Here is a 23,704-nt window from a genome sequence, read left to right on the forward strand (position 1 = left end):
AGATAGTCGTATCTGTATTATAAAAAATACAGGTTTGAGGGAGGATGGCATGCCAATAATCGAACTTCATATCCTTGAAGGATATAGTGACGATGACAAAACCCGTTTGGGCCAAGCCCTGACAGATGCGGTGCGAATCGTTGTGCCAGCGACACCCGACGCTGTCACCGTCATGATCCACGAGATGCCGCGCGCAGATTACATGCGCGGGCGCACCCACCGCACCCCTGCCCCTGCACAGCCCGACCAGATCAGTATCGTGCGCCAGTTTCTGACCGCGATGGAAATGCGTGATCTCAACGCCGCGCGCGGCTTTCTTGGTGTCGATTTCACCATGACCTTTCCGGGCAACAAACAGATGCACAAACTCGAGGATCTGGTCGCATGGGCCGCACCGCGTTACCGCTTTGTGACCAAAACCTATGCCGGATTCGAAGCACTGCAATCAGCGGACGCCCATGCCGTTGTGTATTGCCACGGCACGCTGAGCGGGGAATGGCCCGATGGCACCGCCTTTGCGGGCATCCGTTTCATCGACCGGTTTGAGGTCACAAACGGGCTGCTAACGCGCCAAGACGTCTGGAACGATATATCCGAGCATAAGGCAAAGACGACATGACCACAGATATTGATCCCATCACATTGGCCGTGCTGGCAGGCCGGATGGAACAAATTGCCGATGAAATGGACGCGACCCTGTTTCGCGCCGCGTTTAACCCGATCATCGCAGAAGCCCATGACGCAAGCCATGGCCTGTATCACGCGGTATCGGGTGACACTTTGGTGCAAGGCAAATCGGGCCTGCCGATCTTTGTCGGCGTCATGAGCTTTGCAGTCAAAGCCGTGATCGACAAAGCCGCCGAAAATGGCGATCTGGCCGATGGTGATATCTATATCTTTAACGATGCCCATCTGGGCGGCACACACCTCAGCGATATGCGCCTTGTGCGGCCTTATTATTACGACGGCAAATTGTTCTGCTATCTGGCGTCGGTGGGTCACTGGCATGATGTCGGCGGCGCTGTTCCGGGCAATTACAACCCCGCTGCCACCGATGCGTTTCAAGAAGCCTTCATTCTGCCGCCCGTGCGCTTGGCCAAGGCTGGTGTGGTCCAGACTGATATTATCGACATTTTGATGCGCAATACACGCCTGCCGCAATCGGCGCAGGGTGATCTGAATGGCCAGTTGGGCGCGCTTGATCTTGGTGTGCGCCGGATGGATGAATTGCTGGCCGAATATGGCGCAGCCACCGTGCGCGCAGCCTTGGACGCGCTGCAAAACAGCGCCGAAACCTTGATGCGCGCCGAATTGACTGCGCTGCCCGACGGGCGTTGGACCGCAACCGATTACCTTGATAATGACGGTATCACCGACACACCGCTGCCAATCACCGTGACGCTTGAAATTTCGGGCGATACGATGACGCTTGATTTTGAAGGCACAGCGCCGCGTTGTGCAGGGCCGGTGAATATTGCCCTGCCCACAGCAGTGGCCACCGCCTATGTGGCGATCAAACATATCTTTCCCGCGCTGCCCGCAAACGCAGGCGTGATGCGCCCGATCACGGTGAAAATACCGCAAGGATCGCTGTTATCTGCGCCCTTCCCTGCGCCCGTTGGCGGTTATACCGAAACGATTTTGCGCATGATCGACGTGATCTTTACCGCCGCCGCCGGTGCCGCCCCTGACCGCGTGGTGGCGAATGCCTATGGCACGATCAACGCGCTGTCGATTTCCGGCACCCGCGATAACGGCAAACCTTGGGTCATGTTCAGCTTTTACGGCGGCGGCCATGGCGGATCATTGGACGGCGACGGGCTAAACCACGGCAATGCGCCGATTTCGACCGCAACAATCCCGCCAATGGAAATCCTCGAAGCCGCCTATCCGGTGATGTTCAAACAATGGGCCTTGCGCCCTGATAGCGCGGGCGTTGGCACCCATCGCGGCGGCCTTGGCGCGATCTACGAGATCGAAGTTCTCGAAGGGAATGGCGCAAAGGCGTTCTTGTTTGGCGAACGCGGCCGCCATGCCCCTGCCGGTGTCGCCGGTGGCGGTGATGCGGCGCTGAATGTGTTTCACTATGAACAAGACGATGGCTGGCACAGCCCGCCCATGGCGTCAAAAATGGTCGGTATCCAACTGAAAAAAGGCCAATCCGTGCGTTTGGAAACACCCGGTGGTGGCGGCTATGGCCCTGCATCGCAGCGCACGCCCGCTGCCGTGGCGCGCGATGTCGCGGCCGGATTGGTCAGCGCAGAAAAAGCGGACGCAGCCTATGGGACCGCATGGCGAAAGGTGACCCAATGACCAAGATACCCACCCATAAAATGATCGGCGTCGATGTCGGCGGCACATTCACCGATATCTTTGTGCTCGACGAAGCAAGCGGGCTGGCCGAAGTCGCCAAAGTGCCAACCTCGCGCCCCGATCAATCCGCAGGGTTCCTGAGCGGGATTGGCGCGCGCGTGGACGATCTGGCCACAGTGTCTGTGGTTGTGCATGGCACGACGGCAGGCACAAATGCGCTGCTGGAACGCAAAGGTGCCAAGATCGGCGTCATCACCACCAGCGGTCTGCGCGATGTTTTGGAAATGCGCCGCCGTGACCGTCCGCGCACATGGGGTTTGCGCGGCGATTTTACCCCGATCGTTGACCGCGCCCAACGCCTCGAAGTGCCTGAACGCACGCTGGCGGATGGCACGATCCGTGTGCCGGTTGATCTGGATGCGGTCAGGGCCGCCGCCCGACAGCTGCTTGATGACGGCTGCATCGCTGTTGCCGTGCTTTTTGCCAATGCCTATGCCAACCCCGAAAATGAAACGCTGGCCGTGGCTGCGGTACGCGACATCTGGCCCAATGCGCATGTGTCTTGCTCGTCCGAGATTTTACCCGAAATCCGCGAATTCGAACGTTTTTCAACCACCGCCCTGAATGCCTATCTGCAACCCGAAGTGTCGGGCTATCTGGCACGCCTTGAAACCGCGCTCAAAAGCAGCGGCTTTGCTGGCGAATTCCTGATCGTGCAGTCAAACGGCGGCGTGATGGATGTGGACACCGCGACCAGATTGCCGGTGCGCACCGCGCTGTCAGGTCCAGCGGCGGGTGTGGTCGCCGCAGGCTATATCGCGCAGGCGGCGGGTTTTCCCGATGTGATTACCGGCGATATGGGCGGCACGTCTTTTGACGTATCACTGATCGCGCAAGGCCAAAGCATGCTAAGCCAGCAAACCGCGATTGATTTTGGCATGGTCGTGCGCTCACCCATGATCGAGATCACGACAATTGGCGCAGGCGGCGGATCAATCGCTTGGGTGGATAAAGGCGGCTTGCTCAATATCGGCCCCGAAAGCGCAGGCTCTACCCCCGGACCTGTGGCTTATGGCCAAGGCAATACCCGCCCCACCGTCACTGACGCCAATGTCGTGTTGGGCCGGATTGATCCTGATAACCCGATTGGTGGCAAGCTGACGCGCCTTGATGTCGATGCCGCAAAGGCAGCGATTGCCGAACATGTCGGCAAACCGCTTGGCCTTGACGCGCTGACCGCCGCCGAGGCGATCTTGCGCGTTGCCAATAGCCGTATGGCGGGCGCGCTGCGGTTGGTCTCGGTTGAACGCGGCTTTGATCCCAAACGCTTTGCTTTTATGCCCTTTGGTGGCGGCGGTGCCTTACATGCCGGCGCGATGCTACACGAGGTCGGATTGGCCCGCGCCATCGTACCGCGTTACCCCGGTGTGACATCGGCCATGGGCTGTGTCATCGCTGACATGCGTCAGGATTTCGTGCAAACGCTGAACGCGATGCTGGACGGGATCGATATTGCCGCTGTCACCGCCCATATGCAGCGCCATGTGACCGATGGGCTTGCGATGCTGGACGCGTCACGCACGACATTCCAAGCCCGCGAGACATCATTCACCCTCGATATGGCGTATCTGGGCCAGACCCATACGGTCAGCGTGCCACTGGCGGTCACCGTGCAAGATGGTGTCGTGATAGCACCCACCCAAGCCGCGATTGGCGATGCCTTTGATGCCGCATATCGCGCGACCTATGGGCGTTTGCTTGCCGGTGGTGTGCGGCGCGTGATCAATCTGCGCTCGGCGGTAACAGGTAAGCGTCCGCGCTTTGATCTGTCCACGCTGGCCCCCAAAGGCGGATCGGTCGCCGAAGCTTTGCGCGGCACGCGGCAGGTCTATTTCGGCGGGCAATGGCACGAAACCCAGATTTACGCCCGCCTTGCGCTGCCCATAGGGGCGGTCATTTCCGGCCCCGCCATTTTGGAACAGCCCGACACCACAGTCTTGATTGAACCAGACCTGACAGGCACGGTGGATCAGTTCGGCAATACCTTGATCGAAAGGAAAACCCCATGAACCCGCAGCGCACCGCCCTGTTGACGATTGATTTGCAGAACGATTTTTTGCACCCCAAAGGTGCCTATGGCCGCGCGGGCCAAACAGCCGACGCCATCACCGCCCTGCCTGCACGGATTGCGCCCTTGCGCGACGCGCTTGTCGCAGCGGGTGGCATTTATATTTCGGCGCAATTCACCTTGGTTCCCGGGCGCGACGGCGCGCCGCTGATTTCGGCCCATTTGCAAAAGTTGCGACCCTTTTTGACCAAAGGCGATTTTACCCCCGGCGGTTTTGGTCATGATCTGGTCGAGACGCTGAAACCAGCCGATTTCACCATTGAAAAGGTCGCCTATTCCGCCTTTTATCAGACGCGGCTGGAATATATCTTGCGCGCCATGCAGATCGAAACCTTGATCGTGGGCGGTATTGTCACCAATGGCGGCGTGGCCAGCACGCTGCGCGATGCCCATCTGCGCGACATTCACACAGTGATGCTGTCCGATGGTTGTGCGGCATTCAACAGTGACGTGCATGACGCCACGCTGGTGTCGCTTGGCACGGTGACGCGCATTCTGACCTGCGCCCAAGCCACAGCCGAAATCGGAGCCCCCCAATGACCCTGCGCGCGCGCCTAAGCCAGCCGGACATCCTGATCGCACCAGGCGTCTATGACGGGCTGACCGCCGCCATCGCCACAGATGCCGGTTTCGAGGCGCTGTATCTGTCGGGCGCTGCCGTTGCCTATACCCGCTTGGGCCGCCCCGATATCGGGCTAAGCACCGCCAGCGAAATGGCCGACACCATGGCCTTGATCGCGGATCGCACCGATTTGCCTGTGATCATGGATGCCGATACCGGTTTCGGGAACGCGCTGAATGCGCGCCGCACGATCTTGACCTATGAACGCGCTGGTGCTGCCGCCGTTCAGATCGAAGACCAGACCTATCCCAAACGCTGCGGGCATCTGTCGGATAAATCCCTGATCTCGGCGGCAGAAATGGCGGGGAAAATCGCGGCCATGGCCGATGCGCGCCGCCATGATACGCTGATCATCGCCCGCACCGATGCCATCGCCGTTGAAGGCATTGATGCCGCGATTGACCGCGCGGGTCGCTATATCGATGCAGGGGCCGATGTCTTGTTCATCGAAGCCCCGCGCAATCACGCCGAATTGGGCCATATCGCCACCACATTCAAAGGTCAGGTTCCATTGCTGGCCAATATGGTCGAAGGCGGTGCCACGCCGATTTCTTCTGCACAGGCCTTGCAGGATCTAGGCTTTGATATCGTCATCTTTCCCGGCGGTATTGTGCGGTCCTTGGCGCGCACCGCCCATGATTATTACCGCAGCCTGAAAGATGCCGGATCAAACACACCCTTTGCCGACCGGATGTATGATTTTAACGGGCTGAACGCCGTGCTTGGCACGCCCGATATGCTGGCGATGGGAAAACGCTTTGATGGCACATCCTGATATCGCAGCGCCGCTGGCGGAATACGACATCGACGTCGGCACGCTGGTGATCGGGGCCGGTGCTGCGGGGATGATCGCCGCCTTGCGCGCGCATGAAGCAGGCCAAGACGTCCTTGTCATCGAGGCAGACGCCCTGCCGTCAGGTTCAACCGCGCTGAGCGCCGGTTTGATCCCCGCCGCCGGAACACAGCTGCAACAACAGGCAGGGATCGCCGATGACGCCCGCCTGTTCGCCCAAGACATCCAGAAAAAGGCGCATGGCGAAAACGCCCAAGCGCTGGTCGATGTGCTGACGCAAAATGCGGCATCCGTCATTGACTGGCTTTGCCAGACCCACGGCCTGCCGTTTTCGGTCGTCACTGATTTCGACTATCCCGGACATGCGCGCCGCCGGATGCATGGCCTGCCCAGCAGATCGGGCGAAGAACTGGTCAACGCCCTGCGTGGCCGGATCGAACATCTTGGCATCCCGTTGATCTGCGAACGCCGCGCAGTGACGCTTTATGCGCAAGGCGCGCGGATGTCTGGCGCCCAAGTCATGCGCCCCGATGGCGCAATCGAAACGATTGGCGCACAGCGGATCATTCTGGCCTGTAACGGCTTTGGCGGCAACCGCGCGATGGTCAGCCGCTACATGCCCGAGATCGACAAGGGCCTGTGGTTTGGCCATGACGGCAATAACGGCGATGCGATTTTATGGGGCGAACAGCTTGGCGCGGCCACCCAGCATTTGGGCGCGTATCAAGGCCACGGCAATGTCGCCCATCCACATGGTATTTTGATCACATGGGCGGTCATTACCGAAGGCGGATTTCAAGTTAACAAGACCGGCCAGCGCTTTTGGAACGAAGCGCAGGGCTATTCCGAAGCCGCGCGCGCCGTCTTGGGCCAAGATGGCGGCTATGCATGGTCGATCTTTGACGCCCGTATTGCAAACATCGCCCGCCAGTTTGCCGATTTCAAAAATGCCGAAAGCCAAGGCGCGGTGATCTGGGCCGATACACTGGATGCGCTTGACGCAAAATGCGGCTTTGCCAAAGGCAGCCTTGGCCACGCCAAGGCCACACGCCCTGCACAGGGCCAAGATGCCTTTGGGCGCACATGGTCGGGCCAAACGCTTTGCGGTCCGTTTTGCGCGGTCAAAGTTACCGGCGCGTTGTTCCACACCCAAGGCGGTCTGGACATCGACCCTGAAACCGCACGCGTCAAAACAACATCGGGCGCATTGTTTGAAAACCTATATGCGACAGGCGGCGCTGCGGTGGGCGTATCAGGGACATCGGACAGCGGCTATTTGTCAGGCAACGGGCTGCTTGCAGCAAGTGTTCTGGGCAGTATCGCAGGCGCTGGCAACTCAGCTTCTGCCGCGATCTCTGGGCAAATACCTTAACCACAAACCAAGGGGACGCGGCTGATTGTCCTGTCTGGCGTGGCATCACGCCAACCGTCAGCTTGATCGTCATGCCAAATAAAAAGGGCGCGGCAATCCGCACCCTTTTTATGGGTCAGTCCGCCCGGCCCTGCACAAGCGGTGTCTTGCTGTCAGGTCCGAACGTGCGGTTGATCAAGATCAGGCCAACCGCAATGCCAAGGCCCAAGAGGTCCGTCAACAACCCTCCCGAGATCATGAACAAGGACGCGACCAATAGACCGACCCTGGTCAGCGGCCCTGCAGCCTTGCCCCAAAGCCAGGCCTGCACAGCAGCAGCCAGAAAGTACACCCCGACCAGCGCCGTCGTCAGCGCCTGCAGGATTTCCAGCCATGGGGCGTTCATCAACAAGGCGCCGTTGTAAAAGAACATGAACGGCACGATGAACGCAGCCAACCCGATCTTGAACGACGCAAAGGATGTGGCCATCGGGTCTGCCCCGGAAATGCCTGCGGCGGCATAGCTGGCAAGTGCCACGGGTGGTGTGATGGCCGAGACAACGGCAAAGTAGAACACAAAGAAATGCGCCGTCAGCGGGTCAATCCCCAGCCGGATCAGGCCCGGTGCCACCACCGAGGCCGCAACCGCATAGGCCGCTGTCGTCGGCATCCCCATCCCCAAAAGGATCGCGATCACCATGGCAAAGAACATCGCCAGCAACTGACTGACGCCTGCAAGGCCCAGCAGCAGGTTGGAAAACCGCGCGCCGACCCCTGTCAACGAAATCACCCCAACGATAATACCGGCACATGCGCAGACCGCGATGATCTGGATCGACATGCTGCCCGCGATCTGGAACGCATAGGCAACCGACCGCACCCCCATCCGGTAAGGTGTCAGCCAGCTAACCACCGCCGCCGCCGCCGTGGCATAAGTGCCCGCACGGATCACCGAATACCCCGCGAACAGCGCCGCGATCAGGATGATGATCGGCAAGAACAGGAACACCTGTTTCATCATCGCTTTGACCTTGGGCAATTCCTCTGCCCGCATGCCCGTCATGCCGATGCGCGCGGCTGACAGATCGACCATGAAATAGACCGATGCGAAATACAGGATCGACGGGATGATCGCCGCGATGGCGATTTCCTGATATGGAATACCCGTGATCTCGGCCATGATAAAGGCCCCTGCCCCCATGATCGGCGGCATGATCTGTCCGCCGGTCGATGCCGCAGCCTCGATCGCGCCGGATGTCTTTTTATCATATCCGACCTTGTGCATCAGCGGGATCGTCAGGCTGCCGGTGGCCACGACATTGCCCGCGGACGTGCCATTGATCATACCCATCAGCCCCGAGGCGAAGATGGCCACTTTGGCAGGCCCGCCGCGCTGCCGGCCGGTCAGGGCGAAGGCAAAGTTGATAAAATATTCACCCACCTTGGACGCCTGCAAAAAAGCCGCAAAGATAATGAACAGGATGATATAGGTCGAGGATACCGAGGTCGTCTGGCCCAGAATGCCGACATCGGTGTAAACTTGGCTGAAAAACCGCTGCAACGCGATCTGTGGCGAATTCAGCACGCCAGGTGCCAGATGCCCCAGCCAGACATAGATCAGGAAAATCCCCGCGATGATCGGCAGCGCCAACCCCGTTACCCGCCGTGTCAATTCCAGGATCAGCGCGGTGCCTGCGATCCCCGCCAGTGATATGCCCAATGGCGCAAAGGATGTGCCGGTCGTGGCCCGTATCGGTGTGTTGTAAATCGTGACGAGATAGCTGGCCACCGCCAGTGCCGCGACAACCAACACCAAATCGGCAGGATTGACCCGCGTGCGCGGGCGCTGATGCACCCAAGACAGCGCAATCGCGCCAAAGGTCGCCCCGATCAACGGGATACCGAACAGCCAGCGTTCGTTGAACTGGATCGTCGGGTCCATCCCGTTCCAAGATGTGCCAGCCGCGATGAGGCTTTGGAACCAGAAGGTCACGCCCAATGAAAACAAGGCCGGGATCATCAGCGCATAGGCCAGATAGCTGAACAACCGGTCACGGCCCGTGCCGGTCCGCTCGCTAAAGGACGTACCCGAAAACATCAAGAACCCAAGCGCCGTGGCCCCCGCGATATGCACGGTCCGGTAAGTCCAGGATTCCATCGGAAGACGCGGCAGGAACGGCAGGTTGACCACCCCGCCTGTCATGTCGCGGATCGATAGGCCGTTCAGTGCGGCAATATGAAAAAACGCATAGATCGCAAGCGCGGCAGCCATGGCCCAACGCACCCAGCCTTCGTAAAGGCGGCGGTTGTATTCAATGACTTCTTCGTCCGCACCTTCGGCAACCAGCGGGCCGGTGTCATCATCAAATTTCGAAATATCGGCCTTGGCCATTACCCAGTTTCCCTCATGAAATTCGGGGCAAGGCCCCGGCATGGCAGGCACAACGCCTGTCAAATTAGGGCCGGTGCTATTTGCGCCGGCCCTGATGTGTTTATTACTTGATCATGTCCGCAGAAATGGTTGCACCGTTTTCGGTGAACCAACGTGCAGCACCGGGGTGCCAAGGGATGACAGTGTTTTTATCCCAGTTTTCGAATACGGTCGTTGCCGCTGACGAATGGATCTGCATCATCCGTGCGTTGTCTTCCATGATGACCCGCGTTGCTTCGTAGACAAAGCTTTCGGGCAGATCACAATTGACGATGGCAAAGTTCCACATCGACACCGCGCGCGCGGGTTCGGTCAGGCTGGCATAGGTGCCGGCCGGAATGTCGAAATTCGACACAGGGAACAGCGAGGTCATCAGCGCCTGTTCTTCGGCGGTGAATTCGATGATGTTGACATCGTTGGACGCCTCAAGCTCGGCAACCTGAGGGATCGGCACACCGGCGGCAAAGCCGATGACGTCGATCAAGCCATCTTGCAACTGGCCGCCCAGATCGTTCCAGCCCCCGTTGCGACGCTCGTACTCGATGCCAAGCGCAGTCATCATTTCAGGGAAGTAGGTATCGCCAGTCGAGCCAGCTGGGCCAAAGCCGATGCGCGATCCTGCAGGGATCTCGCTCAGCGCGGTGATGCCGGAACTGGACAGAGCCACTGCATGGAACGGTGTTTCATACATCGGGAAATGCGCGCAGACATTGGTCATTTCCAGACCGGGTGCCAGCGGGCTTTTGCCCTGGATGCTGACCTGTGCTGGGCCCATCGTGGTCATGCCCATCGCGGCTTCACCGGTGTGGACCAATGCCATGTTCTGCATGGGTCCGCCGGTGACTTCGGCGCCGCCGGTCACGCCCAGCTCTTCGGAAATCAGGTTGGCATAGCCCGATCCATAGACGAAAAACGTGCCGCCCTGCGATGCGGTACCAACGGTAAAGCTGGTCGGCCAGTCCGTGCGGTCAACCTCTTGTGCCAATGCTGGCAAGGCCGCCACAAGTGCGATGGCAGATGTGCCAAGAATAGATTTGATCATCGAATTCCTCCCGGATGATAAGACAAAGCTGCCGCATGTCGTACAAACGACACCCGTCAGCGTTTCGTCGTGCGAAAATAGCGGTCCGGACCGTGCTGTCAAACGGTTAAGCGTCGAAAGCGACGCTTTGTCAAATCGCGGCCGCAGTCAGCGGTGGATGGCATAGCAAATCCAGCGCGGCCAAGGCTCAATCTTGTGGGCGGCCGCATTCTCATGAGCGCAATGAAATCTGGCGCTGTTGCAAAGCCGGCGGTGACGCAGGTTTGAATAGCACACCTTATTGGCGGCGGGCGGTACAGTCGCCTTTGGCCGGTTGACCGCACGACAAAACACATGCGCCAAACCACCAAAGGTGACGCCACGCCCCGCAATCAGGCCAATGGGGCCTGCGGACATACGTCAGGCGGCGCACAGATACTGCGCGCCAGCATACCGGCGCGCACGCCTGCATGACCAATTTGCAAAAGCGCATGAGGCTTTCGATTTCAACGCCAATGCCAGCCAATCAGATGTGAGCGCACGCCCGCACGGGCGATATTCCGAAAGATCATTCTTTGCGGCAGCGCGGCGCCAACGACACCCTTGCAGTGACAATATCGCTGGTCCGCGCTGTGGGGCGCGGCTGATTTAGGCAGAGGCGGCCAGCGATGCCACCCGCCAATTCCAACCTAAAAGTCCTGCCAGTCGTCGGCACCCATGCTGTTGGTCCTACCATGCGTCCCGTTCATCACCGCAGGGACCGCTTTGGCGGATTTCTGTTGGCTGCGTGGAGATTGGAACATCATGACATTTTCTGCCGGATGCGGCATCGGCGCGACAGAGTGGCTGGAATTGTTGTCCAGCTGGAACCGCGCAACAAGTTCACCAAGATTGCCAGCCTCCGCGTTCAGGGCATGGCTGCTTGCTGTGGCTTGTTCAACCATGGCGGCGTTTTGTTGTGTCACCTTGTCCAACTGCGTGACCCCGATGTTGATCTCAGCCAGCCCTGTCGATTGTTCCGCGGCACCCGCCGCAATTTCCGAAATCAGGCCAGAGATATGGCTGATATGTTTGGCGATGCGCGTCAGGACTTCGCCAGCCTCGCCAACCAGGCTGACGCCATTGGCGACCTGATCAGAACTGCCGGCGATCAACGTCTTGATCTGCTTGGCCGCTTCAGAGGAGCGTTGCGCCAGGGCGCGCACTTCTGATGCCACGACAGCGAAACCCCGCCCGGCATCGCCCGCACGTGCCGCCTCGACCCCCGCATTGAGCGCGAGTAGATTGGTCTGAAAGGCGATGTCATCAATCACGCCGACAATCTGCGAGATTTCATCAGATGACTTTTCGATGGCGGTCATCGCGGCAACCGCCTTTTGGACCACGGGTTCGCTGGCAATGGCGTCATCTTGGGCGTTACCGACGATAGATTCCACCTCACGCGCGCCATCGGCAGCGGACCGCACGCTGGCCGTCAGTTCGTCAAGCGCGGCAGCAGTCTGTTCCAGCGTCGCGGCCTGATTTTCGGTCCGGCGCGACAGGTCGTCAGATGCGCTGCTCATCTCCAAGGAGCGTTCACGAATACCAACGGCACTGGTGACAACCGATCCAACGGTCGTGCTGAGGTTGGTGACGGTGCGGTTATAGTCAAGCCGCAGCTGTTCATAGCTTTCATCAAAGGGCATATGGATGACCGCTGTCAGATCGCCGTCGGCCAGAGCCACCATCGCCTTGCTCAGCTCCTGTACAACGCGGGCCTGTTCTGCCTGCACCGCTTTGCGTTCCTGATCAGCCGCATCAGATGCTTGCAGTTTGTCGCGAAACTCAACCAGCGCCTTGGCCAGCACGCCCAATTCATCGCTGCGGCCGGTATCGGCCACGACGAAATTATACTCGCGTTGCGCAACACGGCCCATACCGTCCCGCAACCGTGACAGCGGGTTTAACACCGAGCGCGCCGTCAGATAGCCAAGCAATGCGGCCAGCACCATGACGATCACCGCAAGAATACCCATCTGGGCGCGGATATCGTTCACGGGGATCAGCACCTCTGCCATGTCCAGTTCCCCGATCACCCGCCAAGGCGTACCAAGGATTTCAATATTCACCACCTTGGCAATCACCGGGCGCCCATTAATTCCGGTCACACCGCTAAACACCTCAGCCGCGCCAGCTGCACCAGCCGCGACCTGATCGAGGCCACTGACGTCATACAAAGGTCTGTGCCCGCCGGCAAAACGTGACGTGCTGCGCGTCTTCATGTCGGGGCCAACGATATAGATCTGACCCGTGGCCCCCAAACCGACCGCGCGGTTCACAATCTCATCAAGATTGGCGGTCAAGAGTTGGGCGGCATAGACGCCAACCGTCACACCATCGCTATTTTGCACTGGTGTCGCCATAAAAGCGGCAACAACGCCACCGCTGGGCTGATAGGCGGTGTAATCGGAAAAATAGATCTGTCCCACATTGCCGTCGCGCGCGGCACGGAACGCCTGACCAAGCCCCGTGTCCCTATAGGGGCCTGTTTCCACACTGGTCGCAAAATCGGGATTTTTGGCGTAGGAATAGACAACGTCGCCGGCCGTATTCAACAGATACACATCGGAATATCCCGCCGATGACACCACATTGCGAAAGAACGGGTGCAGCACGCCGTGCTGGAAATTGTAGGGAACCATTTCAGGCGCCCGGTCAAGCAGGGATTTTTGCCCAACGGGGTTGGGGTTGTTTGCGATGTAGGACGCTTGCAGATTGGCCGCAGTGTCCGTCATCCCGAAAGAGGATGACAGCGCCGGCAGCGTGTCAACGATCATTGGCGTGCGCGCGTAGGACAGCATATTACGCCTTACCTCTGCAAACCAGCTTTCTACGGCCAGACCGCGTTCATCGGCAAGGACTTCGAAATTGGCCTTGGCAGACCTCAACATCGTGGCGCGAAAGTCAAAATAACTGAGCGCAGACACCGCGATCGCAGCCGAAAGGCCGATGCCCGCGATGATGACAGGCAGCTTGCGGGACAGGGGGATAGAACTGAGTTTGCGCATAAATACCTCTAACACCGAACAATCAGATTTCGGGTGTTATCGCGCACAGCGATTAAGAACCGCTTAAGCCGCTGAGATGTCATGCAACACATGACAGCCATCCAACGAAAGCAGCCAGCCTGGCAGATCATGATCGCGCGAAACTGGCGCGCCGGACGGTTCAAAGCCATCGCCGCCCCTGCACCGCGCCGTTTCGCGCAATGCATGCGCTTGCAAAATCATCCGACCCTGTCAAAAGGGGGCGGCGCGCAAGGCGCAGATATCCCTGTCAGGTTTCAAGATGAGCAACACGACACAGGCCGCCATTTGGATGATCGGCGCGATTATCGCCTTTACCACCATGGCCATCGCGGGGCGCAGCGTCAGCGTGGAACTTGACACGTTCGAGATCATGCTGTTCCGCAGCCTGATCGGCATCATCATCGTTCTGGCCATCGCGGCTTATACCGGTGCCATTCGCCAGATCAGGTTCCGCAAGCTGCGCCTGCATCTGATGCGCAATATCTGTCATTTCACCGGGCAGAACCTTTGGTTTTACGCCATCATCACGATCCCGCTGGCGCAGGTTTTCGCATTGGAATTCACCACGCCGATCTGGGTGCTGCTGTTATCGCCGCTGATCTTGCAAGAACGGCTGACCGGCATCGGGCTGATCGCGGCGCTGATCGGCTTTGCCGGCATCCTGATCGTGGCGCGCCCCGATCCGGGCAATATGAGCCCCGGATTGCTGGCGGCGGCGGGGTGTGCGGTGTTCTTTGCGCTGACCGCGATTTTCACGCGCAAGCTGACGCGGACCGAAGGCATCACCTCGATCCTGTTTTTCCTGACGCTCACGCAGGCGATTTTCGGGCTGCTCAGTGCCGGCTATGACGGCGACATCGCGGTGCCATCGGCGCTGACCCTGCCCTGGGTCGTGGTGATCAGCATCGCAGGGCTGGTCGCGCATTTCTGCCTGACCAAGGCGCTGAGCATCGCCCCCGCCAGCACCGTCATGCCGCTGGATTTCGTGCGCCTGCCCGCCATCGCGGTTGTGGGGATGATCCTGTATGATGAACCGTTGGAATTGCTGGTCTTTGCTGGTGCGGCGCTCATTTTTCTAGGCAATTTCATCAATATCCGGCACGCAGGCGCGGTTGCACAAAAATAGTCCGTTTGGTGCGCTCGGCGCGCCACAGCGTAGCAAATCACAAACACGTGACGCTACGACATACGCTCAAGTTGACGTAGCGTCATAAATTGCGCAGCTTTGAGGCACTCCCTAAGATTTTTGCACAATATTTGTTCATGAGGGGGGAGACACCATGAAACAGGCACTTACCGTTGGCGCAGCTTTATTGCTGACAACATCCATGGCGCAGGCTGCTGGGCTTGACCGCTCGGGCCAAGGAATTGGCGTTATTTTTGAAGATGGAAACAGCGTCGAGCTGAGCTTTGGGTCAGTGCGGCCCAGCGTGTCAGGCAGCGTCGCGCTTGGCGCCACGACACAACAATCGGGAAATATGGCGCCTGATTACACGCAGTTCGGCTTTGGCGTGAAGATGCAGGTCAACGATCAGATATCGCTTGCACTGATTTCCGACCAGCCCTTTGGCGCCGATGTGAATTATGACACGACACCATATCCGGTCGTTGGGTCCAAGGCGATAGTCGATAGCCAAGGGTTCACGGCGCTCGTGCGTTATGAGCTGGATCCGATCTACAGTGTCCATGTCGGTCTGCGCAATGTTTCCGCCGAAGGTTCTGTCGCATTGGTGCAGCCAGCCTCATATGCTTCGACTTATTCCAGCGGATCGGGCAGCGGTTATGTCGCTGGTGTCGCCTATGAACGCGAGAATATCGCGCTGCGGGTGGCGCTGACCTACAGCAGCGAAATCGACCTTGCGCTGGATGGTACTGCGGGCAATCTGACAACGACCTTGCCCGAATCCTATAATCTGGATTTCCAGACAGGGATCGCCGCCGATACATTGTTGTTCGGCTCTGTGCGGTGGGTTGGTTGGAATGGGTTTGCCCTGACTGACAGTCTGGCAGGTAATCTGGTTTCATACACAGATGATGTTTACACGTACAACATCGGCATCGGGAGACGCCTGAGCGATCAGTTCTCTGCATCTGTTTCGATTGGCCACGAAGTATCCACCGGCGAAGTCGTCAGCAACCTTGGTCCAACCGATGGTTATACCAGCGTTCAGATCGGCGGCGCCTATGATATGGGCAACGGGGTCGAGGTGTCAGGTGGCGTGCGCTATGTGAATGTTGGCGATGCAACCACAGCAATTGGTTCGTTTAGCCCCGAATTCACCGATAATAGCGTCGTCGCTGTTGGGTTGAAACTGGCCTATAGCTTTTAAATTCTGCCATTTGGCAAAAACAAAGGCCCCGCCCCCGTGGTGGGGCCTTTATTTTGCGCGCGTTGTGGCCAGACGATCCAGCACCGCGCGCGCCGCGCGTAGCCCCGGTGCCGCGCCCCCGCGACCCAGCCTGTCCATGGTCAGGTCCATCGCCGCCTGCTGTGCGGTCGGGTTGGCCAGCACCGCCAGCACGGCATCGGCAATCGGCGCAGGCTGGCACGCCTGACCGATGAATTCCGGCACCACGCGGGTGTCGCTGACCAGATTGACCAGCGTCACGGTATCGACCAGCAACATGCGGCTGATAATGATCCGGCTAAGCCAAGCCATGTCATAGGCAATGACCATCGGCGTGCCATTGGCGGCCAGTTCCAGCGACACCGTGCCAGAGGCTGCAAGGGCCACATCCGCGCGGCGAAACCACGCAGGTTTGTCAGGGCTGGCAGGCGGCAACACAGTGACCGGCACAGGCCAGCCCGCCACCTGCGCCTGCACCAGATCATGCACATTGGCCGTCGTGGGAATGACGAACCGCGCATCCGGCACCTGCGCCGCGATCCGCGCCACGGCCTGCCCGAAACGGGGGGCAAGGCGGCTCACCTCGCCTTTGCGGCTGCCGGGCAGGACCAGCACGACGGTGCCATCACCAAGGGCGGCGGCGTCATCGGCGTTGGCAATCGGATCGGTCACCACCGGATGGCCGACGAAATCACACGCCATGCCTGCGGCCTGCATCAAGGGCGGCTCGAACGGGAACAGCGCCAGCACATGGTCGATATGATGCGCCATATGGGCTGCGCGTTTGGGCCGCCATGCCCAGACAGTGGGCGCAACATAATGCACGGTGCGGATCGTGCTGCGCGCCTTGACCAGCTTTGCCACGCGCAGGCAGAAATCGGGGCTGTCGATGGTGATCAGCACATCGGGCTGGGTCTGCACGACCGCCTCGGCCATCTGCGCGATGCGCCGTTTCAGCGCGCGGTATTTGGGCAGGATTTCCGCCAGCCCCATGACGCTGAGTTCATCCATGGGAAAGCGGCTGACCAGCCCTTCGGCCTGCATCAGCGGCCCACCGACACCGTCAAACGTCACATCGGGGCGCAGCTGGCGCAGCCCTGCCATCAAGGCGGCGCCCAGCTTGTCGCCCGACGCCTCGCCCGCGATCACGAACACCCTCATGCGCCACCTTTGGGGCGGACCCAGAAACAGACCCCGGCGCGGTCCAGCGTGGCGATGACCTGCGGCAGGTCCAGCACGATGACGCCCCCCGCCTCGACTACGATGGCCGACAGCCCCGCGGCAACTGCCCCGCGCGCTGTATTTGGCCCGATCACCGGCAAGTCTGCGCGGCGGTCCTGCGCGGGTTTGGGGGCCTTGAACAGCACCGCGCCGCGCGCATCGACAGGCACGCCATACGCCCCGCTCAGCCATTCGGCGGCGGTGCCAAGCAGGTCACCCACCAGATCGACACTGCCCCACAGCGGATCACCCGCAGGGGCAAAGCGCGCGATCATCGCATCGGTGCCGGCCTGATCCTCGCACGCGATCACGTGACCTAGGCGTACCAGACAGGCCTGCCCGATATCTGCCTGCCCCATTGCGGCAATCGTCTGCTCGCCCAGCACCGCATCCAGCCGCAATTGCGGCGTCACACGGCCCGCCAGCACACCAGCGGCAGGCAAAAGATCGGGCGCGAGGTCATGTGCTGCAACGACGGCAAAGCCTGCGTTTTCCAAGATCGCGATCACGCCGCGCAGGGTGCCATCGTCGCCCTTGGCCATCGCGGCTTGTAGACCTGCGACCAGTGGCAAAGTCGCCGCATCAATCTGCGCAGGGTCAATCGCAGGCCGCTTGACCGCCCCCGCCATGCAGATGCGCGTGATACCGCGCGCGGCCAGATCGGCCAGAAACGACCCCAGATGTTCGAGGCGAAAGGTGATGTCGGGCGTGATCTGCGGCGCAAAGCCCTGCAAGGCGCAAACCAATGGCCGTTCCGGCAACCGCGCCAACAGCGCGGGCGGCAGATCGCCGGTGCCTGCGATCAGCGCCAGCATCAGCCGGGCGTCAGGAAATTGCGGTCAGACGGGCCAAGGATAAAGCGCACCATATCCTGCACATAAGCGCTATCGGTTTCATCGCCCAGCTTGCGCGCGCGGTCCTGAAAATTGCCTTCGCCGTCTTTGAGCATCTGGAACGCGGCGCGCAGCGCGGTGATATCGGCGCGGTCCACACCTTTGCGTTTCAGCCCGACAAGGTTCAGCCCGTCCAGCACCCCGCGCGGCCCCTGCACCAGGCCGTGCGGGACGACATCGGCGGTAACCATGGTGACAGCCCCGATAATGGCGCCCTGCCCGATCCGCACCCATTGATGCACACCGCACAGACCACCGATGATGACATCATCCTCAATCACGCAATGGCCCGCCACGGCGGAACTGTTGACGATGATCACCCGGTTGCCGATCTGCGCGTCATGCGCGATATGGCAGCCTGCCATGAACAAGCCGTCATCGCCGACGCGGGTAATCCCGCCGCCTTGGGCGGTGCCGGTGTTGATGGTGACATGTTCGCGGATCCGGTTGCGCGCACCGATGCGCAATTGCGTCTTTTCGCCCGCAAATTTCAAATCCTGCGGGATTTCGCCGATCACCGAAAACGGGAAAACAACGGTGCCAGCGCCGATCTGTGTGTCGCCATCAACAACGACATGGCTTTTGAGCGTCACGCCATCGCCCAGCACCACATCCGCACCGATCACGCAAAACGGGCCGATACTGCAATCGGCACCGACCTGCGCGCCATCTGCAATAACCGCACTGGGGTGAATGCCCGCCATCAGCCTTGCAGATCCATCATCGCGGTAAACTCTGCCTCGGCGGCCAGTTCGCCATCAACCGTCGCCACACCCTTGAAGCGCCAGACCTTGCCGCCGGGCTTGCCGCGCGTGGTTTCAACCCGCATTTCCAGCACATCGCCCGGCACCACCTTGCGGCGGAATTTGCAGCCGTCAATCGCCATGAAATAAACCAAAAGATCGCCGTTGATCAGCCCGAGCGACGCACCGACCATCACGGCAGATGTCTGCGCCATCGCCTCGATGATGGTGACACCGGGCATGATCGGGTTGCCGGGGAAATGGCCCTGAAAATGCGGCTCGTTCATGGTGACATTCTTGATGCCAACGGCCGAGGATGTGCCATCGATGCTATGCACCTTGTCCACCAGCAAAAACGGGTAGCGATGCGGCAGGATCTTTTGGATCAGCTGGATATCGGCGGTGGTGATGGGGTCGGACATTTAGGGTTCCTTGTCTTGGCGGGTCCCGAACAACGGGGCTGGCCCTGACTAGCAAGCGGCAGCGCGCACGGCAAGCGTGGCTAGGGCGTGCCTTGACCCAGCACCTGGTCAATGCGGGTGATTGCCTGATCGGTGATATTGGCCGTGCGCACCGACAAAATGACATTGCGCTGTTCCATCACCAAGGTGGCGCCGCGTTCCAGCATCAGATTTGCAATCACGGCCTGCGCGCGTTCTTCGAACATGTCGCGCGCCTTTGCCGCCTCGGCCGCCAGTTCACCATTCATGGCATCGCGGGCGCGCCGAACCTCTTGGACCTTGGCGTCAAAGGCTGCGGCCTCGATCCGGAATGCGGCGGGGTCCATGCCGGGCCGGCGCTGGGTCAGGCTGCGTTCCTCTTCGGTCAGCGCAGCGACAATGGCATCGTTTTCAGCCTGCACAGCAGCGGTGCGTGCGGCAAGATCGCTGGCGATCTGCCGCCCGTATTGCGTTTCAAGAAACAACCGGTCGCTGTCAACAATCAGAACCTGCGGCCCCGATTGCTGGGCCGCCAAAGGCAACGCCAGCAACAGCCAGACCGCAATCGCCGACCACAGGCGCATCAGAAATTGGTCGAGATCGTGACGTCGAAGGCGCGGGTCTTGTCACGGGCCTGCACGTCAAGCGGTTCGGTAAAGTTAAACCGCAATGGCCCAATCGGCGTGGTCCAGAAAATCGCGGCCCCAATCACCGAGCGTGCGGTAAAGTCATCGTAATCGACCTGACCGGCATAGCCTGAATCCCAGACCGACCCGTAATCGTAAAACAGACCACCTGATATGCCATATTCGCTGGGCAGGCCCAACGGAAATTCCGCCTCGAGCCGCGCCACGGCAAAGGCATTGCCGCCGATGGCATCATCGCCGTCCCGCGCACGCGGGCCGATCCCGCCGGCATCAAAGCCCCGCATCAGGCGGCTGCCAAGGAAAAACCGGTCGGTCACGCGGCTTTGACCATCTGTATAATCCAGATAGCCGCCTTCGACGGTGGCGCGCAGCGTCAGTTCTTCGTTCAAGACCTTGGTTTCGGCACCGGCAAAGGCGGTGGTCTGGATGAACTGGCTGTCACCAAAACCGAATTCCTGCCCGAACCGCAGGATATAACCGGTATTGGGGTCAATCCCCGCGCGGCGCGAATCCCAGCTATAGGCATAGCCCAGCGAATTGGTCGCCACCGCGCCGATTGTTTCCTCGTCGCGCAGGATCTGGCTGCTGGTCGTGGCAACATTCGTCAGGTCGGCATAGTTGAACGCATAGAACACCGACAAACGCCCGTTGTCGCTGACCGGAAAGGCAAGCGAAGGGCTGAACCGGCCGTTCTGCGTGTCATAGCTTGCGTTTTCGTTGTTGGTCTGGCGATAGGAAAACTCTAGCCCGCCGCGCAGATCGCGGCCCAAAAGCTGCGGTTCGGCAAACCGAAAGCTGAGCCGCTGGTTCGTCTCGGCTGTCGAGAGATCGAAATCAAGCTGCTGGCCACGGCCTTGAAAATTGCTTTGCCCATAAGATGCCAGCAAGCCAACGCCGGTGTCGGTGTTGTAATTGGCACCAAAGCTGAGCGTGCCGGTCGGCCCTTCGGTGACGCCGACATCGACGATCACCTGATTGGCCGATGACCCCTGCCGCGTATCGACAGTCGCGTTTTCAAAGAACCCTAGCGCGCGGATACGGCGCGCGGAATCGCGGATTTCGCGGGGGTTGAACGGGTCGCCTTCGACCACGCCAACCTGATTGCGGATCACACGGTCCAGCGTGGTGCCATTGCCCTGAATATCAATCCGTTCAACAAAAACCCGCGGCCCTTCGACCAGCACATATTCCAGATCCAGCGTCAGCGCGCGCTCATTTCGGGTGATGCGCGGTTCAACACGGACGAAATTGACATTGCGCTGCACTGCCAGCCGTTCCAGCCGCGTGATGTCGGTTTCGATCGTCACCGGCGAATAGACCGCGCCGTCACGCGTGCGGATCGCGTCCTGAAACACGGCAGGATCGACGCCGGGGATCGTGCTGCTGACGGTGACAGTACCAAAATTGAACTGCTGACCTTCGCGGATATTATAGGTCACCAGATAGGCATCGCGTTCAGACGTCAGCGTGACATCGACATTCAACACCTCGAAATCGGCATAGCCGCGCGACATGTAAAAGTCTGTCAACAACTGGCGGTCCTGCGCGACACGGTCGGGCGAGAATGTATCGCGCGCCACCAAGGCGCGCAACAAACCGGCCTGTTTGGTGTCCAGCACCCGGCGCAGCCGCCCTTCGGAATAGGTCCGGTTACCAAGGAAGGAAATCCGCTCGATCTCGGTCACACCGGATTCGGCGACTTCGAACACCAGATCGACGCGGTTCTCGGCCAGCCGGATGATCCGCGGGGTGACCACGGCATTGATCCGGCCTTCGCTCGCATAGACTTGCGTGATCGCATTGGTATCGGCCTCGGCCTGTACAGGGTTAAAGGCACGGCGCGGTTCGCTTTGCAGCAGGGGCAGCAACTGGGCATCGCGGATGCGTGTGTTGCCTTCGATGCTGATCCGGTTGATCGTGGGAAATTCGACAACGCGGATCACCAGGGTGCCACCCTGCGGCACCACGTCAACTGTCTCGAACAAGCCAGATTCCCGTATCTGCTGGGCCGCGGTGTTTAGGTCGGCCGCCGACAGGGTCGCACCCGCGCTGATCCCGGCAAAGGACAGGATTGTGCCATCGGCCACACGCTGGTTGCCTTCGATCGTCACGACGTTAAACGCAAAGTCCTGCGCGCCCGCAGCACCGGCGGACAGAACCGCCAGACCTGTCACCGTCGCAACCATCCGTATTGTTGCTGCGCCCTGCGCCATTCTGCGCTCACCAAATCCCTGCATTTCGTCCGCCTGTCCTGACATCCCGTTTGCAAAGGGAGTAGCCGCTATAAAGCCCGATGTCAAAACGACAAAGCCCACCAAAGCGCCGCTTTGCCGGTCTATGTCACAGGGTCAGCGGCAAAGGATCGTATCGTTCAGGATGGTAAAGGACATCATCGTCAGGATCAGCGCCAGACCGATGAACATGAACACCTGCACCGCACGGTCGCTTGGCTTGCGGCGGGTTACGGCCTCGTAGGCGTAAAACATCAGATGCCCGCCATCCAGCACGGGGATCGGAAACAGATTGATCAGCCCCACCGCTGCCGACAATGCGCCAATGAACCAGATGAAACTTTGTGTGCCTTGGCGCGCCATCGACCCGCTGGTTTCCGCGATCCCCACGGGTCCTGACAGGTTGCAGGTGGAAATCTGCCCGATGATGATATGGCGCAAGGCCGACAGCGATGTGGTGGCGGTGTTCCACAAGCCTTCGACGCCCAGCCTGCCCGCCGCGATCAGCCCGACAGATTCAGTCTGCGGCGTGAACATCAGATCTCCGACAATCCCGATCCGGTAGCTTTGGGTAAAACTGCCATCAGGCTGCGGCTCATCCGTGATGCGCGGCGATAGGGTCACGTCCAGGTCCTGCCCGCCCCGCCAGATTGTCAGGTTCAAAGGCGCGCCTTGGGCGCTGATCACCTTGTCCTGCAATTGCGGAAAGCCAAAGATCGGATCACCATCGACTGCCGTGATCACATCGCCAATGCGCAGCCCCGCATTATCTGCCGCCGACCGTGGCGCCAGTGCAGAAATCAGCGGCGGCATCGGATAAGGCCCTTCAACCGCCAGCGCGCGCCCCTCGCGCGTGATCTGATAGGTCAGCCGTTCCTGCACCGGCAGCAGATCCAGCAGCGACACCTGCCGTTCAGGAACAGAGAATGCAACATTCGCAACCGACAACAAGACATCGCCTGCCCGCAAATCGGATTGGAATTGCGCAGGCAAGGGCCGGATATCACCGATGGTGAACGGGTCCGCCACCCGGCCCTGATACATGATCGATCCGGTAAAGATCGCGATGGCCAGAATGAAATTGAACACAGGCCCCGCCGCCACCGTCAATGTGCGTGCCCAGAGCGGCGCACCCGCCATCGAGCGGCGCGCATCGGCCGCGTCCACGCTGCCATCCGACCCGACGCTGGCGGCATTGGCATCGCCCAAAAACTTGACATAACCGCCCAAGGGCAGCGCCGCGATCTGCCAGACCGTGCCACGCGCATCGGTCCGGCTGTAGATCACCGGCCCGAACCCGAGCGAGAAAACATCCGCATGGATGCCGCACCAGCGCGCCACGATGTAATGGCCGTATTCGTGGATCGCCACGATCACCGACAAGGCCACGACGAACGCCATTATCATAAAGGCAAAATTGCCGAAAACCGGCATGAATTGCGTCAGGTCCAAAA

Annotated in this window: 18 protein-coding genes; 8 read left to right on the top strand and 10 right to left on the bottom strand. The window is 60.0% G+C overall.

Annotated elements, in window-relative coordinates:
- Positions 1-49: 49 nt before the first annotated feature.
- The 6 genes from ACPF9B_RS06015 to ACPF9B_RS06040 are packed head-to-tail and all read left to right on the top strand — an operon-like array spanning position 50 to position 7,228.
- Positions 50-619: a tautomerase family protein gene (locus ACPF9B_RS06015; protein ID WP_424179930.1), complete on the top strand. Its 570-nt coding sequence runs from the start codon at positions 50-52 to the stop codon at positions 617-619.
- Positions 616-2,313: a hydantoinase B/oxoprolinase family protein gene (locus ACPF9B_RS06020; RefSeq protein WP_424179932.1), complete on the top strand. Its 1,698-nt coding sequence runs from the start codon at positions 616-618 to the stop codon at positions 2,311-2,313. Before ACPF9B_RS06015 ends, ACPF9B_RS06020 begins: the two co-directional genes overlap by 4 nt.
- Positions 2,310-4,382, top strand: coding sequence for a hydantoinase/oxoprolinase family protein (locus tag ACPF9B_RS06025; RefSeq protein ID WP_424179934.1), 2,073 nt, complete (start codon positions 2,310-2,312; stop codon positions 4,380-4,382). Before ACPF9B_RS06020 ends, ACPF9B_RS06025 begins: the two co-directional genes overlap by 4 nt.
- Complete coding sequence (locus ACPF9B_RS06030) at positions 4,379-4,981, top strand: cysteine hydrolase family protein (RefSeq protein ID WP_424179936.1); 603 nt, start codon at positions 4,379-4,381, stop codon at positions 4,979-4,981. The genes ACPF9B_RS06025 and ACPF9B_RS06030 overlap by 4 nt, the downstream gene beginning before the upstream one ends.
- Complete coding sequence (locus ACPF9B_RS06035) at positions 4,978-5,838, top strand: isocitrate lyase/PEP mutase family protein (RefSeq protein WP_424179938.1); 861 nt, start codon at positions 4,978-4,980, stop codon at positions 5,836-5,838. The genes ACPF9B_RS06030 and ACPF9B_RS06035 overlap by 4 nt, the downstream gene beginning before the upstream one ends.
- A complete protein-coding gene (locus ACPF9B_RS06040) occupies positions 5,825-7,228 on the top strand; it encodes an FAD-dependent oxidoreductase (protein WP_424179940.1) in 1,404 nt (467 codons plus the stop codon). The genes ACPF9B_RS06035 and ACPF9B_RS06040 overlap by 14 nt, the downstream gene beginning before the upstream one ends.
- Positions 7,229-7,343: 115 nt before the next feature.
- On the opposite strand, the gene ACPF9B_RS06045 is transcribed toward ACPF9B_RS06040, so the two are convergent.
- The 3 genes from ACPF9B_RS06045 to ACPF9B_RS06055 all read right to left on the bottom strand — a co-directional run bounded on the left by ACPF9B_RS06045 (position 7,344) and on the right by ACPF9B_RS06055 (position 13,706).
- Positions 7,344-9,599, bottom strand: a complete 2,256-nt coding sequence (locus tag ACPF9B_RS06045; RefSeq protein ID WP_424179942.1) for a TRAP transporter permease — start codon at positions 9,597-9,599, stop codon at positions 7,344-7,346.
- Between the two features lie 103 nt (positions 9,600-9,702).
- On the bottom strand, positions 9,703-10,680 hold the full coding sequence (locus ACPF9B_RS06050; RefSeq protein ID WP_007204779.1) for a TAXI family TRAP transporter solute-binding subunit: 978 nt from the start codon (positions 10,678-10,680) through the stop codon (positions 9,703-9,705).
- Between the two features lie 668 nt (positions 10,681-11,348).
- Positions 11,349-13,706 carry a methyl-accepting chemotaxis protein gene (locus tag ACPF9B_RS06055; RefSeq protein ID WP_424179944.1) on the bottom strand — a complete coding sequence of 786 codons (2,358 nt, stop codon included), beginning with the start codon at positions 13,704-13,706 and terminating at the stop codon, positions 11,349-11,351.
- A 280-nt stretch (positions 13,707-13,986) separates the two neighbouring features.
- Between ACPF9B_RS06055 and ACPF9B_RS06060 the strand changes: the two genes are divergently transcribed.
- Positions 13,987-14,853 (top strand): DMT family transporter, encoded by an 867-nt coding sequence (locus ACPF9B_RS06060; RefSeq protein WP_424179946.1) that lies wholly within the window; start codon positions 13,987-13,989, stop codon positions 14,851-14,853.
- 154 nt (positions 14,854-15,007) lie between these two features.
- Positions 15,008-16,057, top strand: a complete 1,050-nt coding sequence (locus ACPF9B_RS06065; RefSeq protein ID WP_424179948.1) for a transporter — start codon at positions 15,008-15,010, stop codon at positions 16,055-16,057.
- 48 nt (positions 16,058-16,105) lie between these two features.
- Here ACPF9B_RS06065 and lpxB read toward each other — a convergent pair whose 3' ends face one another.
- The 7 genes from lpxB to rseP all read right to left on the bottom strand — a co-directional run bounded on the left by lpxB (position 16,106) and on the right by rseP (position 23,702).
- Positions 16,106-17,236 carry a lipid-A-disaccharide synthase gene (gene lpxB / locus ACPF9B_RS06070; protein ID WP_424179950.1) on the bottom strand — a complete coding sequence of 377 codons (1,131 nt, stop codon included), beginning with the start codon at positions 17,234-17,236 and terminating at the stop codon, positions 16,106-16,108.
- Positions 17,233-18,111 carry an LpxI family protein gene (locus ACPF9B_RS06075; protein WP_424179952.1) on the bottom strand — a complete coding sequence of 293 codons (879 nt, stop codon included), beginning with the start codon at positions 18,109-18,111 and terminating at the stop codon, positions 17,233-17,235. The genes lpxB and ACPF9B_RS06075 overlap by 4 nt, the downstream gene beginning before the upstream one ends.
- A complete protein-coding gene (gene lpxA / locus ACPF9B_RS06080) occupies positions 18,111-18,893 on the bottom strand; it encodes an acyl-ACP--UDP-N-acetylglucosamine O-acyltransferase (protein ID WP_424179954.1) in 783 nt (260 codons plus the stop codon). The genes ACPF9B_RS06075 and lpxA overlap by 1 nt, the downstream gene beginning before the upstream one ends.
- On the bottom strand, positions 18,893-19,354 hold the full coding sequence (gene fabZ / locus ACPF9B_RS06085) for a 3-hydroxyacyl-ACP dehydratase FabZ (RefSeq protein ID WP_007204770.1): 462 nt from the start codon (positions 19,352-19,354) through the stop codon (positions 18,893-18,895). Before fabZ ends, lpxA begins: the two co-directional genes overlap by 1 nt.
- An 80-nt stretch (positions 19,355-19,434) precedes the next feature.
- Complete coding sequence (locus ACPF9B_RS06090; protein WP_424179956.1) at positions 19,435-19,956, bottom strand: OmpH family outer membrane protein; 522 nt, start codon at positions 19,954-19,956, stop codon at positions 19,435-19,437.
- Complete coding sequence (bamA, locus tag ACPF9B_RS06095; RefSeq protein ID WP_040483115.1) at positions 19,956-22,256, bottom strand: outer membrane protein assembly factor BamA; 2,301 nt, start codon at positions 22,254-22,256, stop codon at positions 19,956-19,958. Before bamA ends, ACPF9B_RS06090 begins: the two co-directional genes overlap by 1 nt.
- A gap of 111 nt (positions 22,257-22,367) precedes the next feature.
- Complete coding sequence (gene rseP / locus ACPF9B_RS06100) at positions 22,368-23,702, bottom strand: RIP metalloprotease RseP (RefSeq protein ID WP_424179959.1); 1,335 nt, start codon at positions 23,700-23,702, stop codon at positions 22,368-22,370.
- Positions 23,703-23,704: the final 2 nt, after the last annotated feature.

This window comes from Yoonia sp. TsM2_T14_4 (genome assembly GCF_049602355.1).
GTDB lineage: Bacteria > Pseudomonadota > Alphaproteobacteria > Rhodobacterales > Rhodobacteraceae > Yoonia > Yoonia vestfoldensis_A.